The sequence below is a fragment of the Planococcus lenghuensis genome (assembly GCF_001999905.1).
Classification (GTDB): domain Bacteria; phylum Bacillota; class Bacilli; order Bacillales_A; family Planococcaceae; genus Indiicoccus; species Indiicoccus lenghuensis.
In genome coordinates this window covers 1,650,086-1,666,002 of the sequence record NZ_CP019640.1, presented here as the reverse complement: position 1 = coordinate 1,666,002, position 15,917 = coordinate 1,650,086, and the positions used below count along the sequence as shown (strand labels likewise).

The following is a 15,917-nucleotide window of genomic DNA, read 5'->3' as shown; positions in this document are numbered from 1 at the left end:
TTAGCACATACAAAAACACCTCCGGGTCCGCGCGTATTTTCCAACGCTCGGACCCGGAGGTGCTTTGTTTGAAAGACCCTCTTAATTTTGCATATCACCCGGAATCAGTCCGTCTCCGTGAACCGGAGCAGGTCTTTCATGATCAGCCGGTCAGACAGCTCAAGTTGTTCCCGAATTTCTTCTTCATGACTGGAGCATTGTTTGTTTTCTATTTGCTGCCCGGTATCGGCCCGGTAGCAAAGGCGATCATGGGAAATAACCTCTTCTGTCACCATGCTGCCATCCCGGAAAATAACCGGTTCGTTTTTTCGGGTGAACAGATCCTGGCTGAACGACAGAAAATCGTCTGTCGGAATGCCAAGCAAATGAAGCACGGTCGACCGGATATCAATCTGACCGCCCACCGTGTCAATGACCGCACCGTCAGTTCCCGGCAGATGAATAATCAGGGGTACCTGCTGCAGTTTCACGTGATTGACGACAGTGTCTTCTTCCCCCAGCAATTGATGTACACCCGCTTCGTACTCTTCAGAAATGCCATAATGATCTCCGTAAATGACAAACAGCGCATCTTCATACATCCCCCGCTCTTTCATCAATGCGAAAAACCGTTTCAACGCCTCATCCTGATAACGGACAGTTGTAACGTAGCGATTCACCACGTCAATATCCGTGTCAGCCGGTGCAATCAATTGTTCTTCTTCGCTCAGCAAAAACGGAAAATGATTCGTCAGCGTGATGAATTTGGCAAAATACGGCTCCGGCAGATCAGCCAGCTCATCCATGGATTGCTCGAAAAACGGAATGTCCTTTATGCCGTAATTCACCGAATTCTCTTCCGTCACCCGGTAATCGCGTTCGGAAAAAAAGAAATCATAGCCGAAAGCTTTGTATGCTTCATCCCGGTTCCAGAAACTGCGGTCGTTCCCATGGAAGACGGCAGCCGAATAACCGGCTTCCCGGTCAAGAATATGCGGAAGCGTCAGAAATGTATTTTCCGGGTACCGGACAAACACTGAACCGCTTGCAAGCGGATACAGCCCTGTATCCACAATAAATTCCGCATCCGACGTCTTTCCTTGAGCGGTCTGATTATAGATAGTGGAAAAATAAAAACTGTCTTCGATCAGCTCGTTCAAAAAAGGAGTCACTTCTTCACCATGGATTTTCTGGCCTATGACGAAATCCTGGGTGGATTCGAGGCTGACAAAAACAACATTCTTCCCTTTGGCAGCTCCGAATAAATCAGATCGCTCCGGCGTCTTGGCACTGAAGTAAGCCTCGATTTCTTCAATATCAGCCGGATCAGTAAATGCTCTGCTGACAGGCGCATTCACGGTCACAAGTATGTTGTATGCCTGATAATTATAAAGCCCGAGCGACTTCACGAGTTGTTCCCGGTCATAAGTGGCTTTCAGCACATGCGGATTCTGCATGAATGCCATGAGTAATGAAATGACCAGCACGCTCGTACTCGCGGAAACATAGCGGATTTTGCTTCGTTTGGGGATTCGCCATTCCGGCTGCGGATGTTTCCGGATTGCCCAGCCGACAAGGACCAGATCGATGAAGAGCAGCACATCATACGGAGCGAGGAGTTCAACAGTGCTCGAACTGAGGCCGCCGACGTTATCCAGCTGGAATAACACCGGCAAAGTGACGAAATCCACATAGAATCGGTAGTAAAGTAAATTTCCATACAATAAAAATGTGACAGCTATCATGACAATCAACAAAACGGCCGGCCGGAACCGATGACTGAACAGGAAGCTTGAACCCGCTGCGAGCAGCAGCGGACCAACCGGACTGATCAGCAGTAAAATCGGATCCAGCCAGGATGAAAATGACAGACCAAATGCGAATCCGCTCACCAGCACTGTCTTCAACCACAGTGAGGCAACACTGACCGGAAAAAGATGAGCGGATAGGTAGGATAATAATTTATTCATCTGACAACATCCCGTTCTGTCGCGGTTTGAAACTGACGGGCGAGCTCCCGGATGGCCAGTTCAACCTGCCCGCTTTCCTGGCAGCCCATGAATGCCAGCTGAATCCAGTTACGCTTCACTAAATACCCGCTTTCATAGCTGATGACAATACCTATTTCCTTCAGCCGGTCACCGAACCGCCGGGAATCGACCGTGCCCGGCAGTGCAATCGTTAAAATTCCGGGTGAATAGTTGCCGCCTTCTCCCAATACGTCCATTCCAGCTGCCTTCAGCACTCTGCGGGCCCGGACTGCAAGCTCTGCATCCGGGAACCGATGAACGGCCAGTGCGGCATTCAATGCCTGTACGCCATTTGAGGAATGGGTAAAGGGTGTGCTTTCCGATTGTGCGTAAACGCCGAGATCCAAATAAGCCGGAAGCCGGTCATCGGGCAGAATCCGGTCCTCGTGAAACACGAACGCAAGTCCCGGATAGGCACCGAGGCCTTTGCCGCTGCCGCCACTGACCAAGTCCACGCCTGAGAAATCAGCCGGCGTTACCCCGAGACTGCTGCACGCATCCAGACAAAGCCGCACGCTGTATCGCCGGCAGAGCTGTTTCAATTCTTCCAAAGGATAAACATAACCCGTCGACGTCTCACAATGTACAGTCCAGAGCCAATGGATTTCCGGCTGTGCACGAAAGGTGGATTCAATTTTTTCCAGCGGCACTGGTGTATTCCACGGCTGACGGATGACTGCGGAAGAAAGCTGCCAGCGCCCGGCTTGTCCGATCAAGCGCTCGCCGAATTCCCCGTTTGCCAAAATCAGGCCGCTTTGCCGCGTTCGGGCCAGCTGCGCTGCGACCAATTCATTGGCCAGCGTACCGGTGCCGACTGCCACTTCAATATGTTCAGCTTTCGTCATGCTCTTCAGCTGCTGCCGGGCAAGATCCAATTCTTCTCGGAAAGCGGCCGAGCGGTGGGACAATGCCGGACGTGCCCATGCTTTTGATACAGTTTCATGCACCGGGACCTGTCCCGGCAGGAAATGCCCCACCATTTTCCGTTCCCGTTTATCCACGAGCTGACGGAACAACCGGCCGGAGGATTTGAACCCGTCTTTCGTCAGCATCATCGGCTGAAAACGGGCGGATTCCGTACCGACTGCCGGTCCGAACGGCCGAAACCCCATATGGCGGTAAAGACGGACTTGGCGATCCGTCCCTGAAATCAGCACTGTATCGAACCCTTCGTTTAGACAGTACGAGACGAGCCAGTCGCACAGTGCAAAAAATGTACGGGTTCCCCGGAAATCGGGTTTCAGGGAAAGCAGCCGAATTTCGCAGGGCTTTGCATCCCGGGGAAGGAATTCATCGACGCTGCCGAGCTTCTCATCCAGCGAGAACGGCCGGTTTCCGCGGACCGCAGCCATACCGACGACTTCATCTTCCTGTTTGGCAATAATATAAGTATTTTCTGCATGGAACCGGTCGACCAGCCGCTTCTTATCATTCCGTTCATGCTGCGGAATTTCTTCAACGAACGTTTCATAATTCAGCCGGTGGATCTGTTCCATCTCATCCGGTGTGTCTGCAATTTTGTAAATTACTGAACCCGTTAATCCCATCTCAGTCTCCTCCTTGATGTGCCAGCACGACAACCACCAGCATGATGCCAGTAAAGCCGGCCAGTATAAATTCTCCTCGGTTCAGCAGGACCAGGGGAACGGTGGCTAACGCAGGCAGTCCGGAAGCCGTGAATTTCCGGCTTGCCATGAAGCCGATCAAAAAAAAACACAACTTGCTACCAGCAGCGCAAAAGGGACGAGCAGCAGCGCGGACGCCAAATACACAACAATCCCTTTCCCTCCCCGCCACTGCAGCTGAAACGGCCATATATGGCCGGCCAGCACAGCAAGGGCTGTACTGCCAAGCAGCCAGTCCGGGCCATTCATCAGCAATACGGTTCCGATCGGGATTGCCGTTTTCACTGCATCCAACAGTAGTGTATACACAAATGCAGTCTTCCCAAATACACGGCCGGCATTCCGGGCACCGGCATTCGTGCTGCCCAGTTCCCGAATATCGCTGCCGGATTTCAACTTCCCCACATAATAGGCGCCGTTAAAGCTGCCAAAAATATAGGCGATAATGACCAGCGTCATACTTAACAGGGCGTTCACCTCGTCCGGTTTTTCCTTTTTGGCTCATTCGCGACAAAATTTCGAGTACCACTCTTATGTATATATTACGGTTCGACTCACGGAAAGTTCCTGATTGTTTCAGGAAACAGGTTGCAGCCACAAGTAAATCACACGAAGTCCGCTGCCTCTCTCCCAAAGAATCCCTTATATCGTTTATCGCTGAAAAATAGAGTTGAATACTGAACTTATCGCCAATTCCATTTTACGGGTTTTCCCCTTCGTTTTCATATCTTTCTCTGCAGGACTTTCACTTTTTTCCGATTCTCGTAAGTAAAGTAGCAGCCATAATCCCAGCGTTCGTTATATAGGCAGGAAACCGATATGGGTGGCTGGCATGTTTGATTACGGGATAAAACGGTCAAACAAGTAGTAATACCTTTATTTTGAAAGGGGACTTTACCGATGAAGAAAAAAACCGGAAGCAGCCCGGTCGATCAGGACAGCCAGTCACGGGCATTTGAAAACGATGAATTGACAGAACGGGAAGAAGGAACCGGCCGTACGAGTGAAGGCGGGACAACCGCACGCGAGAAGAAGATGCGGGATATGGAAGGCATCGAGAACAAGCAGACCGATGATGACATCGGTTACGACCGGGATGTCGCCTGGACGGATGATGACCGGAAGACCGATGCATTATTCGAGCAGGACGACATGATCAGCGGACGCAATGAAGTCCCTGTATTAGAAGATGACAATGTCAAATACGATAAATCCGGTGAAGATACCATCAGTCCGAGTTCAGTAGTCAAAAAAACCGACCGGATGGAAAAAGAACGGGAAGAACGGAAGAACAACGGGAAATAAACGAGTCGCAACAGAAAAGCTGACGCTGGAGAACCGGCGTCAGCTTTTTGTGATTTCTGATTTATACCCGGTAAAGCGGAATCGGACGTGTGTGAAGTTACCCACTAATGTAAGTTTTGTAGAGCAACGATTTTGTGAACCATCAGAATGAATCAGCAATTGTTTTCGTTACCGGACTGCAAAATTAATACTGATGATGTCGCCAGGAATTATCAATTCACCCTGCTGATCGAGCAGATCGCTCGTAGTGATGGCTAACGATTCGAATCCCGCATTCTTCACGATGAACCCGATGCTTCCTGCCTTGGTTTCCCCAGACTGTATCGGCTCATTCAGGTTTTCTGAATACACGTCATCTTCCCTTGTCTTCAGCTCTCCGCCGCTTGTCAACACCGTCTCAGCCGGCCAGAATTTCACAGGTTCGGCGGATAGATTCGTAAACTCAACGGTCAATTTAACCAAATAAAAATCAGAATCGTGCGTGTAGGATTGATAGAAGTCTTTCAGGCTGGAATCCGGCTGGTAATGCATAAGCTTCGATTCACGGATGGTCAGCGTCAGCGGGCCGATTGTCTTGCGGACCGGTTCCGTATTGATGTTTTCCAGTGTCAGTGTCCCTTTTTCATCTATAATGGCATCCCCCATGACAGTGAGTTCCCGATCATCCGTGACTTGCGGATTTTCAGCATATTCTGCAGGCAATCCATCCCACGCATTTGTTGCTGTCTCAGCAGCAAGCGCTGTGTCCGCTTCATCTGAACAGCCGGCCAGCATAACGGCTCCTAACACCAACAGCCCCAATCCCTTCATTTGAAAACACAGTTGCCTCTTACTCATCTTATCAATCCTCAGCTTTCACTTTAGATTTCATAAATCAAAAGAAGTTCGGACATTGATGGTTTTTTGGACGGATATGGCTTCAAGTGCCGTCGGACTGGATTTGAAATACTTTTCCTGAACCACCTTACAGCAATAAGCATACGCCAAGAATGTTAAGCTGAAATGAAGACGGAATGTTTATTTTGTAAAGCTAATGAAAGCTACATTATTACTGGGACTGTCTTATTTTGGCTCTGTATTTCTCCTGTGCGGCAAAAAACAAAAAAAGCCCTTCCCTAGGAGGAAGAGCTCGCTCGGACTTCAGTAAATCCGTTTGACCAAGGCATCCCACATGACCCCATACAGAACAGCGAAAAGAAAATGCAGCATTAACATTAAAGGAATGACGCGGAATGCGTCCGGCAGCGCGGACAGCGCATAAACGTACAGCGGATCAATCCCCGCCCAAGGATGCGTCACCGGCCGCACAAGGAGTTCATAGCCGATAATCATGAGACTCAGGAACGGAAGCCAAAAGACGAATCGAGTTAACCAGTGCATTTTTCATTCCTCCTGTATTCGTCAGTCATCCCGAACGGCTGTCTCAAAAATCCAGTTCGGCGTAGATGAAATATTGATCGAGCGTCACGCCGCCTTCTTCGTACAAAGGCAGTTCCAACACCTCTCCTCCCTGCCAAAAAGTAATATGGCCGATCGGTTCAGGCAATTCCCATGTATATGTCTCATCCCGGCGGCTGGAATTGATGGCTTGGATCACTTCCTGGATCCGGCCGGGGTCTTCCGTTTCAATCACCAGCTCATTTCCCAGCGCAACTTCCAGCCGGCTGAAGTCTTCTGTGATAAGTGGCGGCAGCATCGAACAGCCGGAGAGAAACACACCGATGAGAATCATTGCTGCGAGACTGCTCTTCTTCTTCATGGCTGCCTCTCCTTTCCGTTATTTTTTCCGGGTGTTACTGTAACACTTACGGAGTTAGCTGTCGGATGATTCTGGCCAGTTAAGTAGTACTGCTTAACAAAAAGGATTAATCCCAAGAGTCTCTATGTAACCCGAATTTGGTTTCCCTGCGCTTGGCGATTCCAGCGATTCGGAGATTGAATTTAGATTAGAATACTCTCCGATTTCCCGATTGTAAATGACTTTTAGCCGGTAATGAAAACTATTTTTTAGCCATACCGGTTTCCAGATTCAGGCTGTAGAAAATATGATAAACTACTGAAAAGAGCGCGTTGGCCCGTGAATTGATCTGCATCTCTTCTCTTGGTATATAGCCAAAGGTGTGTATTGCCGGAGTGCTTTCCCGCTCGTTTGAAAGGACGTGGAATGGATGAAAACATTTTTATCAGTAATAAGCAAAATCTGTTTATTCGCCGCATATGCCATCATCATTCTGTTCATCTATGAATTGCTGCATGCTTACTCCATCGTCCCTGCTCCTGGCGTACTCTTATCCCTCGGCATTCCGTGGTGGCAAGCGTTGCTCATCGCCGTGCTGCTGTTCGCCATCGCCTCTTTCATTTTGAAAGCACTGATTGCAATCGTAAAATGGGGACTCATTCTGCTCCTGATCGGGTGGCTCTTATTCCTTTTTATCTGATTCCTTCAATAATGCTTAATGAAATCGTTCCAGTGACAAACTGTTCGAATCCATGGCAGCATTGTGACAGTCCCATGCAGAATGACCGGACAAGTATTGCGAATTGCAGGAAGTGTTTTTATTCCTCTGCTATACTTAAATACAGGAAGATGGATAAGGGAGAGTTGAGAACTGACTATGTTGAAAAGCAAACTCGGCAAATTCAGGTTTCTGGGATATCTTGAAGGCGGATCGCTTCTGTTCTTGCTGTTTATCGCCATGCCGCTGAAGTACTGGGCCGGCATGCCGGAAGTCGTTACGGTTGTCGGCGCGCTCCACGGAGCCTTGTTCACCGTTTACTGCCTTGGAATTCTATACATGACGATTGCGGTGCGCTGGCCGTTCATTTACTCGGTCTTGTCGTTCATCGTCGCATTCATTCCGTTCGGGAATTTTGTGCTCGACCGGCAGCTGAAAAAACTGGAAGCGTCCGATTCACCTATCGCGCAGAAAAACGTGGCCAATACGGTCAGCAATTGATCTAGTATATTGAAGAACGGCTTTGAGCAGCTGGTTGCTCAAAGCCGTTTTTCTTTCATCCGTTAGTACATCCCTGCATAAATAGGAAGAACAGGGACCACGGAACATAAGCATGCCGCTACTGGCATATGTCTCATCATAAGTCCTTCCATCCTCCCCGATTGATCCATTGTTACACTTCACCACACCCATCTCTTTTTCGTCTTACGCCAAAAAATCACGGTTAGAGCCAACAGAACAATCGGCAGTAATCCTATATATTTCCACCCGTTATTCACTCCGTACAAAAATAAATAAGCGATCGGCAAGGATGTAAGCGTACTTACCAGTAAATATAAGAAAGATTTTTTCGCGATGCCGTAAACGAGCGCAGCGACTGAAACGAAAAACAAGAGTTGCAGTATAAAGAGCATTTTTCTGCCTCCTTGAATAGGAATATCACTCTATTTCATAAGCGTCTTCGATGATCGCCTTTCGGTATGTGCCGCCATCTTCCCTGACTGCAATCGCCTCTTCCGGGCTTACGCCTGTGATCGCGAAATACTTCGTGCCTTCTTCATAGCTATTGGAAAAGTTGCCGTCATAGGATCCTTCCGCATCCGAATACATCGTCACTTCCCCGAGTTCTTCTCCCACTTCACTGACCACTTCATCGGTCATGACATAGACTTCGTCATTCCACTTCACGAATTCATAAGCCCAGACTGCTGCTGTCGTCCCGGAATCTCCCCCTGGCTCTGTTAGTTCCTGGCAGCCGGAAAGCAAAAGAGCTGCCGACAGCCCCAGTGTGATGAAAATCGGTTTCATCTCTTTCCATCCCCTTTCATGGAGTAAAACTAAATTTACTCTATTGATGTCACATCTCCTCCAGCGCACGGAATGCCGCTCCCACTCGGTCTGCAATTTCAGGTTCCGCCGACTCAACCATCACCATCACGGTGAAACCGTTGAAATAATCCAGGGAAACCGGGTACGGAAATTCCATTTCCGCGAGGTTTGTTTCGATGTGCTCCTGTATCCTTTCCTGTTTCTCGTAACCGGTGAACAGAAGAAGGGAACCGCCTTCAAAGTCATAGGCCATTTCATCCGTCGCCGGAAAATCAAAAGCCTCAGATTGATGCTCGCTTATGGACAGTTCGATTCCCTGTTCTTCAAATGCTGTAAGAATTTGTTCTTCTTCCGCGCTAACTGCCTCCTCGGCAGTACAGCCGGCAAGATGAAAAGTAACTATAAGCAGACCTAGAAGCCATTGAAAATGTCTCATTCTTCCGCCCCCTTTTATTATTGGACGGATTGTCAGCCCATTCGTTACACTAAAATTCCCCAGCCATTATCATCTTGGTTCTTTAACAGAGCCAAAAGAAAAAGCACCGCCGTTGTGGCAATGCTTTAAAAAATTGCAATTATGATTCCCGTTGCTCAAAAACCGAGTCGGTGGCTATATCCAGATCATTCAGCCGGCCTTGGATCAGTTTGCGTTCATCCGACAGGTAACCGCTGGCGTTGAATACAAGCCCAGTGTTGTTTTCCAACTTGAAAATAAGTTCGGTCCCTTTCGCCTTGCCATTCTCACTTTTCGTTACGAAAACCAAGCTCTCGACATCTTCCCACACTTCAGATTCCTGGCCGAACTGCAGAAGTCCGCTGTAGGCAATACCGGTGTCATCCAAATAATAATAATGATCTACTGAAAACGCCACTCCGATCACTCCGGGAATGAGCGCCAGGACGAAAACCAAATGAAGCAATGGTTTCTTTTGTTCAGTTGATGCGTAAATATAGCGGAATACCGCCAGAATGATGCCTAAGAGCAACAGCGAAGCGAAACAGATGATGTAATTGATGAATGGCGTGTAAAAGAACCAATTGCTTTCCGGCTGAAAAAGTGCCTGCTGCACCGGACCCACCAGTACAAACGGCAGAAAAAAGCTGGACATGATCACAAGGATCGGCACTGCGATCAAAATTGAATCAAATTGTTTTTTCACGTCTATTTTCCCCTTTTAATAGCCTTTAACTTTCTCTTTTCCGTTCATTTCTGTTCCACACTACCGTATCTTGTATAGAAAGTTTACCACAATATTCCCAATTAAGATGGAAATTGTCGCATAAAAACCCGATCAGCTGACCGGGCATATAAAGTCTGAATTTAATTTTGTCTTACTTCTTTTTGTCAGTTGATCAAACTCATCGGAAAGAACAGCCACCTGTCATCGACATAGCTCATCATCACGACACTGAATAAGATGCCGGCACCCAACCAAGCCGTAAACTGTGTCGCATTTTTCATTAGCTTCACTGTACTGCCGATTGCTAAGAGCAACAGGACAAGCACGAAAGCGATGGTTAACTGGCCAAGACTGAAGCCTGACAGCATGCTGAAAACGTATAAACTCCCGACAGCGATCCAGTACGTTTTCGGTTTTCCGGTGCTCAACGCTACGATTATGGAAACAACTGAAACAATGAAAGACACGACAACCAGAAGTGTTAGCAGGACGAACACGTAATCTCCTCCTTAGATGAATATCAATTGGCTTTTACTATTGATAGCTTCCCCCTGGAAGAGGGTTTCTGCTTCATGCGTAACCCTTTTTTTGTTCCCCTCCAGTTTACTCCAATTGGATTAAAAACAGTACAATCAAAGTGCTATTCAGTCAACTAATGAAGGAGAAATGCCTTGATAGCGCTCCGTATCTTTCAAGGCGTCTACGAAACGCTGGTTGGGCCATCCATTATTCTGGCATCTGCGTTTTTCGCTTCTGGCGGATTAGATGAGAATTTTACGGATCTTCCGTATCCTTACCCATTGTCGCTCTTGCCGATTACTGCGTGATCTGTCGGGTTGATTTTCCTATTCAGCGGGAAAACAGCGAAACACGGAGTACTTATCAGCACGTGGCCTGCCCCGTTCTTTGTGGTTCTTTACCTCACATTGCAAGTTTCATCGCTGTCTATGCCCGTAGGATGCTTCCGGCTTGAAAACGAGAAAATGTTCACGGTGCAGGATTTGAAATAGCTCCCATAAACAAAATGGATCTTGTTTCCGTGTCTTCAATTATAAGAAAGAATGGGCGGTTGACCGTCATCTCAAATGGTCCATCCGCATTTCCTTCCACCGCCACTGCAATTTCCGTAACCGCTGCAGCTTCCGTCCCTTCTTCATCGACTTTCAGGGCTGTTTTTTGCATCACTTTACTGATATCCGGTCCTTTTTGCTCGAACATCTTTGATAGATCAGATTCGGCAAATGCTGTTTCCATGCCAAGTGCTTTGAGCGGCTCATTGAGAAAGACACCATATTCCAATTCGATTCTCGGAAGCGATAAAGTTCCATACCGATCGCTGAATTGCTGCCGCCACTCCGCCCAGTTTTTCATCGTCATCCTTCCCTCGAATTCATCGAGCGGCAGTTCTTCCCTCGGCAGAAAAACAAACATAGTCGCTTCCCGGTTCCCATACGGCATGGCTACCGCCTGAAATAAATCATTTTCTAAATAAACCCAATCCAGATCCATCGTCATCATTGGCAAATCCACTGATTTTCCATTTTCAAGGTAAAAGGGCTGGTCTTCCGTATTTTTCTCCTCGAAAGGTAAGGTCCATTTTCCGTTGAAGTAAATGGCATTCAAAAGGATTGCCACCAAATTCGAATTTAGCGGCTTCGGTACCATTTTCTCAATCATGCCATTTGTAGAATCGTCCACCCAGTCATTGATTTCGTCTGAAGAGGCCGGTTCGCCGATATCAATCTCATGGACATCCGCATTGAAATAGTCTCCGCTGTTTTTAATAAATGACTCCTTGAAATCATAGTCCTCATTCAGCCAAACGGAATTTGCAACCTCAAGTACAACGCTCTCAGAGTTATTGGCAAGCATCATGGAAAGAGAAGCATTTGCCCGGCTCATTTCTTCTGGTGTCAGGGAAGTATTCAGCACATCTGCAATTTCTGCAGCCGTTTTTCCGTCCGCCCCGTTATAAAGCATGGATAGCGCCATGTACAAGCTCAGCGGGGAGATAAACTTATTGCCATTCTCATTGGCCGAAATTTCCGGAAGCAATTCCATCCCGAGCTGATTATTCGCTTGGACGATTTTCCTGTAATCCTCTTTTCCATACTCAACCTCTTCATCAATCTGCAACGTTTCTCCACGCTCATCGGTCCACTGGTCGCTCAGCAAGCTCACGTTCCCGCAGCCGGCTAGTACGAGAAGCACACTTGCTGAAATGAGTAATTGCACATTCCCTTTCATGTACAGCCCCTCCTTTTACTTCCATTAGACGGATGCAGTAAAAAGGAGTTACAGCAAACATCCGAAAGCCAACCTTTAATCCATCCCAAGCAATTAAGCCTGGTACCACTTCCGGTTTCATGAAAGGTTTAATTGTATTCCAACATTCCCTTAAACTGCTAATTCGCTCACAAGGAAGGGAGTAATAGTTAAAAAGGATATAGAAAGCGAATCCAGCGGACAAGTAACGCATAGGAGCCCATGGATTCGCTTCTGTTAATCTTTTAATCGTGCGCGAAGTTCTCTGTTCTCTTCTTCCAATTCCCGGATCCGTTCTTCCAGGCTGCTGGCTGTTGCCGGTCTCTTCTTGGCATTAACAATCATGGAAATAGCACCGACAACCACAGCAACTAAAATTAAGAACAGGAACAGGTAAACGAGCAAACCGAGTGCCGCCAAATCCCTCCCACCTCCACTTCCGATTTTACCATCTCATTCTGAATTCATCGTTTATTTTTTGATTATCCGCCTATTTTTCATTCCCTGATCCTTCTATGAAAAGCAGGACAATTCCAAGACCCAACGTCGAAAAGAGCAGTCCGTATATTGCGAATTGAAAAGCCGTTTCTTGCATGGAGGAATACTCCTTTCTCCTCACATTGTTAATTCACTTATTTTTTGATAAAGGAAGCAGAAATTTCAATTCCCTGTCAGCGCCCAAAGCAGCTAAGGGGATTAGGAAGCCGGTTCACAGAAGGAGTACCCCCTCCTCGCCCGCGAACTATAGTAATAATCGACAGACTTGACTAGGAATCTGGATTATCGCTCATAAGTTCCTGGTTATAGCTCATAAATCGAAAATAACGCTCGTAACTGAGCAGTTATATCTCATAAACTTAAGTACCGAGTTAAATCCATAATAAAGAACAAAAATCCTTATGGAACCTCTTATACTCCACAAGGATTTTCGAATTCATCAAGGTCCGCTGTGCTACAATACAGATTTGAAGAGCATCCCTAGTCAAAAAATCAGAAAGACTTGTCAAATCAGCAGTGCCACTTTTTATTCTTTTTTACTGATTTTTACGGATCAACCTACAGGCGGCTTCCGTCTAATCTTATGAAAGGAGTTGCGGCAGCCTATGGATGAAGAAGATATTCAAAGAGCGAGTGCTCAAGCGGATGACGTTCAATTGCTGGATGATTTAATGCGTACATACGGTCCAGAGCTGAAACGGATTGCGTATTTGTATGTCCATGACCGGACTGAATGTGAAGACATTATTCAGGAAGTCTTCACCAGTTGTTTCAAGAATTCATCCCGCTTCCGGCATGAGGCCGAATACAAGACATGGCTCACTCGTATTACGATCAATAAATGCCGGGATCACCAGCGGCGTTGGAGCTTCAGGAACTTGATCTATAAGTCGGCCATCCGCTCTGCTGACATGGATCATTCAGCGGAAACGCATGTCATCGCAGCGTTCGATTCCGCTCAGCTCGCCCGGTCGCTTTTCCGGCTTACGCCAAAATTCAAAGATGTTCTTATTCTTTACTATTACCAGGAACTAACCATGAAGGAAATTGCCGCCGTGTTGGATATCTCAATCAATACGGTTAAATCCAGGCTGCTCCGCGGGAAAAAAGCCCTTCAGGAACAGCTGGAAAGGAGTGAGCAGCGTGGATAAGTTTGATAAAGCCGTCTCAGAAAAGCTAAAGAAATTTGCAGAGGATCAAGTCGAGTTCACGCTGGCAGACCGGGATCGGGTCCATAGCGGCATTCGACAGCGGAAACGGAAAACACAGCCGCCGCGTCCGGTCTTTTACTGGACAGCGCTCGTTGCTGCTGTTTCGCTGGCGATCGTCCTCAGTCTTTCATTCTTCGGAGATCAGAGCCAAACCGTCGGCATGCCAGTACCGGAAGAACCGACAGGAGAAATTTATGACGGAAGCCGGCTCCATATTGGCGTGATCGGGGACATGCCGGCATGGTCTTTCAGTGATGTGGGGTTCAGGTCAGTTACGTCTGATGAGCTGCGGGATAACCCGAAGCAGTATGATGCTTTTTTCATCTCTGCTGGTTATTTTGATGAATTATCCAGAAATGAATGGACAGAAGTGTTCAGAAATGTGGAAACGCCAGTGTTCTTTCTCAATCTGGATTCTGCGCCTGAAGTATTTTTTACTGATGGCACTGACTACGGGGAAGCGATTTCCGAAGCGGTCGGCAATACAGTGGGGTTCGTAACTGCCGGCGGTGAAAGCGGCGATATTGAACAATCCTGGGCATATGGGAATCCGACTCCATCGACTGATCCTAATGACGTGCCAGAACCGGTTTACCATGCAATATTCCACGACATCGAGGATTATATGCTGGCATATACGGACTGCTGCTCGCTGCTTCCATTAATCGTCTATGAGGGAACACCGCTTACAATCGGTGTAGTCGGCGGACAGCCAGACGTGCAGAATGAGCATGTCACATTCCGCGATTTGACACTGGACAATGTCCGGGCTGAAGAATTTGAAGGGCTCGACGCCGTGGTGATCATGGAACCGGCACTCCCGGAAGCCGCCAAACCGGAATTCGCTGCTGTCTATGAGGATTCACCCATCCCGTTTTTCTTTGCTGATTCAGAGACGATCATCTATGCCTTCTTAGATGAACAAGTCGATTACGGTGAAACGCTTGAAACAGAGCCAGGAGAATATTTGATGGGTGCGTTCAATGGAACGACAATCAGTTTAGGACTGTATAACGATATAAAATCAAAAGAGACCATTGCATCTGCCTATAACCGGTTGTTCAAGATAATCGAGACAGCGAAAGAAACCGGAAATTTTAAGTAAACTGATATGAGACAATTTCCTGACATCAGGGAGTTGTTTTTTTCTCTTCTTTGCTTTGAAGTGAGGAAAAATGAAACTCCTTCCTTGTCTGAACGTATTACTGGTAAGGCAGCCTTTTTATACCAGTGCATCATGAAAGGAATGAAACTTATGAAAAAAGGACTGGCAGTGGTTTTAACTATATTGATTTTAAGTATTCTGAATTGGGTGCTTACGCTGTTTCTGCCAGTGAGCTTTGCGGATAGTTCCATCCCGTTTGCGGTCCTGGCATTATTCATTACCCATAGCCTGACCGGGAGCGAATCCGGAATGCTCGGGTTGGAAGATATGGAAACGCAGAGCGAAACAGGGATCAAGATGGATCATACGAAGAAAGCGAGCAGGACATCGTATGTGTTTATTGGTTCCATCATCTATTTAGTGATTGTTCTATTGTACGTGGCATATGTATACCGGGAATACCTAATCTAGCTTGGCCTGCGGCGCTTGGCAGCTCTTTCTGGTTTTGGATTTTTGAAGAAACTGCTTTTATTTTCAGTAATGACTTCATAAAAGATTGAAACTTTGAAAACAACCGGACGTTAAAACTTAGCGACTGAGAGGGATTGGCTTTGCACAAAATAAAAATCGCTGGAATCGCCATCGCCGGTACGGTCATTGTATTATTGATCTTTTCCTTGTTCAGTCCCTATAACTTCTTCATGAAAATTAACGAAGACAGTATTATCAACGACCCCGGGATTGAAATCTTATTCAGTGAAGAAGAGATCAATGATGTGTCATACCAAGGCAGCAATACATACACCCTTTCGACTTCGAAAGGAGAATTCGTGGCCGTACAGGCGTATTACTCAGTCATGAATTATAAATGGCATGTTTATGAGAAAACGGATGAATGGGGAGGCTGACGCCGCCCCGATTCTCTGTTCTATT

22 protein-coding genes are annotated in these 15,917 nt (G+C 47.2%); 8 read left to right on the top strand and 14 right to left on the bottom strand.

The annotated features are described in order from the left end of the window. Window positions 1–104: 104 nt before the first annotated feature. From B0X71_RS08490 to B0X71_RS08480, 4 genes are read right to left on the bottom strand one after another with little or no spacing between them, the layout of a single operon-like run. Window positions 105–1,949: an LTA synthase family protein gene (locus B0X71_RS08490; protein ID WP_077589016.1), complete on the bottom strand. Its 1,845-nt coding sequence runs from the start codon at window positions 1,947–1,949 to the stop codon at window positions 105–107. Beyond that, window positions 1,946–3,556 (bottom strand): GNAT family N-acetyltransferase, encoded by a 1,611-nt coding sequence (locus B0X71_RS08485; protein WP_077589015.1) that lies wholly within the window; start codon window positions 3,554–3,556, stop codon window positions 1,946–1,948. Before B0X71_RS08485 ends, B0X71_RS08490 begins: the two co-directional genes overlap by 4 nt. 1 nt (window position 3,557) lies before the next feature. Continuing rightward, complete coding sequence (locus tag B0X71_RS20875; protein WP_156889818.1) at window positions 3,558–3,716, bottom strand: hypothetical protein; 159 nt, start codon at window positions 3,714–3,716, stop codon at window positions 3,558–3,560. Further along, window positions 3,713–4,111: a glycerol-3-phosphate acyltransferase gene (locus tag B0X71_RS08480; protein WP_156889817.1), complete on the bottom strand. Its 399-nt coding sequence runs from the start codon at window positions 4,109–4,111 to the stop codon at window positions 3,713–3,715. Before B0X71_RS08480 ends, B0X71_RS20875 begins: the two co-directional genes overlap by 4 nt. Window positions 4,112–4,534: 423 nt before the next feature. Between B0X71_RS08480 and B0X71_RS08475 the strand changes: the two genes are divergently transcribed. Further along, on the top strand, window positions 4,535–4,939 hold the full coding sequence (locus B0X71_RS08475) for a hypothetical protein (RefSeq protein WP_077589013.1): 405 nt from the start codon (window positions 4,535–4,537) through the stop codon (window positions 4,937–4,939). Window positions 4,940–5,107: 168 nt separating this feature from the next. Here B0X71_RS08475 and B0X71_RS08470 read toward each other — a convergent pair whose 3' ends face one another. The 3 genes from B0X71_RS08470 to B0X71_RS08460 form a co-directional block, all read right to left on the bottom strand. Beyond that, the gene (locus B0X71_RS08470; protein ID WP_156889816.1) at window positions 5,108–5,776 is read right to left on the bottom strand and encodes a hypothetical protein; all 669 of its coding nucleotides are present in this window, start codon (window positions 5,774–5,776) and stop codon (window positions 5,108–5,110) included. A gap of 303 nt (window positions 5,777–6,079) precedes the next feature. Beyond that, on the bottom strand, window positions 6,080–6,319 hold the full coding sequence (locus B0X71_RS08465) for a hypothetical protein (protein WP_077589011.1): 240 nt from the start codon (window positions 6,317–6,319) through the stop codon (window positions 6,080–6,082). Window positions 6,320–6,362: 43 nt separating this feature from the next. After that, window positions 6,363–6,698, bottom strand: coding sequence for a hypothetical protein (locus B0X71_RS08460; protein ID WP_077589010.1), 336 nt, complete (start codon window positions 6,696–6,698; stop codon window positions 6,363–6,365). A gap of 409 nt (window positions 6,699–7,107) precedes the next feature. Here B0X71_RS08460 and B0X71_RS08455 point away from each other — a divergent pair, with 409 nt between their 5' ends. Beyond that, entirely contained in the window at window positions 7,108–7,377 is a 270-nt protein-coding gene (locus B0X71_RS08455) for a hypothetical protein (RefSeq protein WP_077589009.1), read from the top strand. Between the two features lie 177 nt (window positions 7,378–7,554). Next, complete coding sequence (locus tag B0X71_RS08450) at window positions 7,555–7,896, top strand: DUF3817 domain-containing protein (RefSeq protein ID WP_077589008.1); 342 nt, start codon at window positions 7,555–7,557, stop codon at window positions 7,894–7,896. A gap of 179 nt (window positions 7,897–8,075) precedes the next feature. Here B0X71_RS08450 and B0X71_RS08445 read toward each other — a convergent pair whose 3' ends face one another. The 5 genes from B0X71_RS08445 to B0X71_RS08425 all read right to left on the bottom strand — a co-directional run bounded on the left by B0X71_RS08445 (window position 8,076) and on the right by B0X71_RS08425 (window position 10,402). Beyond that, window positions 8,076–8,309: a hypothetical protein gene (locus B0X71_RS08445; protein ID WP_077589007.1), complete on the bottom strand. Its 234-nt coding sequence runs from the start codon at window positions 8,307–8,309 to the stop codon at window positions 8,076–8,078. 25 nt (window positions 8,310–8,334) lie between these two features. After that, on the bottom strand, window positions 8,335–8,703 hold the full coding sequence (locus B0X71_RS08440) for a DUF6281 family protein (RefSeq protein ID WP_077589006.1): 369 nt from the start codon (window positions 8,701–8,703) through the stop codon (window positions 8,335–8,337). Window positions 8,704–8,752: 49 nt separating this feature from the next. Further along, entirely contained in the window at window positions 8,753–9,160 is a 408-nt protein-coding gene (locus B0X71_RS08435; protein WP_077589005.1) for a hypothetical protein, read from the bottom strand. 139 nt (window positions 9,161–9,299) lie between these two features. Next, the gene (locus B0X71_RS08430; RefSeq protein WP_077589004.1) at window positions 9,300–9,884 is read right to left on the bottom strand and encodes a hypothetical protein; all 585 of its coding nucleotides are present in this window, start codon (window positions 9,882–9,884) and stop codon (window positions 9,300–9,302) included. A gap of 185 nt (window positions 9,885–10,069) precedes the next feature. After that, the gene (locus tag B0X71_RS08425) at window positions 10,070–10,402 is read right to left on the bottom strand and encodes a hypothetical protein (protein ID WP_077589003.1); all 333 of its coding nucleotides are present in this window, start codon (window positions 10,400–10,402) and stop codon (window positions 10,070–10,072) included. A 174-nt stretch (window positions 10,403–10,576) separates the two neighbouring features. On the opposite strand from B0X71_RS08425, the gene B0X71_RS20870 reads away from it, so the two are divergent. After that, a complete protein-coding gene (locus B0X71_RS20870) occupies window positions 10,577–10,732 on the top strand; it encodes a hypothetical protein (protein WP_156889815.1) in 156 nt (51 codons plus the stop codon). A 160-nt stretch (window positions 10,733–10,892) separates the two neighbouring features. On the opposite strand, the gene B0X71_RS08420 is transcribed toward B0X71_RS20870, so the two are convergent. Next, window positions 10,893–12,152, bottom strand: coding sequence for a serpin family protein (locus B0X71_RS08420; RefSeq protein ID WP_077589002.1), 1,260 nt, complete (start codon window positions 12,150–12,152; stop codon window positions 10,893–10,895). 255 nt (window positions 12,153–12,407) lie between these two features. After that, the gene (locus tag B0X71_RS08415) at window positions 12,408–12,590 is read right to left on the bottom strand and encodes a hypothetical protein (RefSeq protein ID WP_077589001.1); all 183 of its coding nucleotides are present in this window, start codon (window positions 12,588–12,590) and stop codon (window positions 12,408–12,410) included. 683 nt (window positions 12,591–13,273) lie between these two features. Here B0X71_RS08415 and B0X71_RS08410 point away from each other — a divergent pair. From B0X71_RS08410 to B0X71_RS08395, 4 genes are all read left to right on the top strand, one after another. After that, on the top strand, window positions 13,274–13,819 hold the full coding sequence (locus B0X71_RS08410) for a sigma-70 family RNA polymerase sigma factor (protein WP_077589000.1): 546 nt from the start codon (window positions 13,274–13,276) through the stop codon (window positions 13,817–13,819). Further along, window positions 13,812–14,984, top strand: a complete 1,173-nt coding sequence (locus tag B0X71_RS08405) for a hypothetical protein (protein WP_077588999.1) — start codon at window positions 13,812–13,814, stop codon at window positions 14,982–14,984. The genes B0X71_RS08410 and B0X71_RS08405 overlap by 8 nt, the downstream gene beginning before the upstream one ends. Before the next feature lie 150 nt (window positions 14,985–15,134). Further along, window positions 15,135–15,455, top strand: a complete 321-nt coding sequence (locus B0X71_RS08400) for a hypothetical protein (RefSeq protein ID WP_077588998.1) — start codon at window positions 15,135–15,137, stop codon at window positions 15,453–15,455. A 140-nt stretch (window positions 15,456–15,595) separates the two neighbouring features. Next, window positions 15,596–15,892 carry a hypothetical protein gene (locus tag B0X71_RS08395; protein ID WP_077588997.1) on the top strand — a complete coding sequence of 99 codons (297 nt, stop codon included), beginning with the start codon at window positions 15,596–15,598 and terminating at the stop codon, window positions 15,890–15,892. Window positions 15,893–15,917 lie beyond the last annotated feature (25 nt).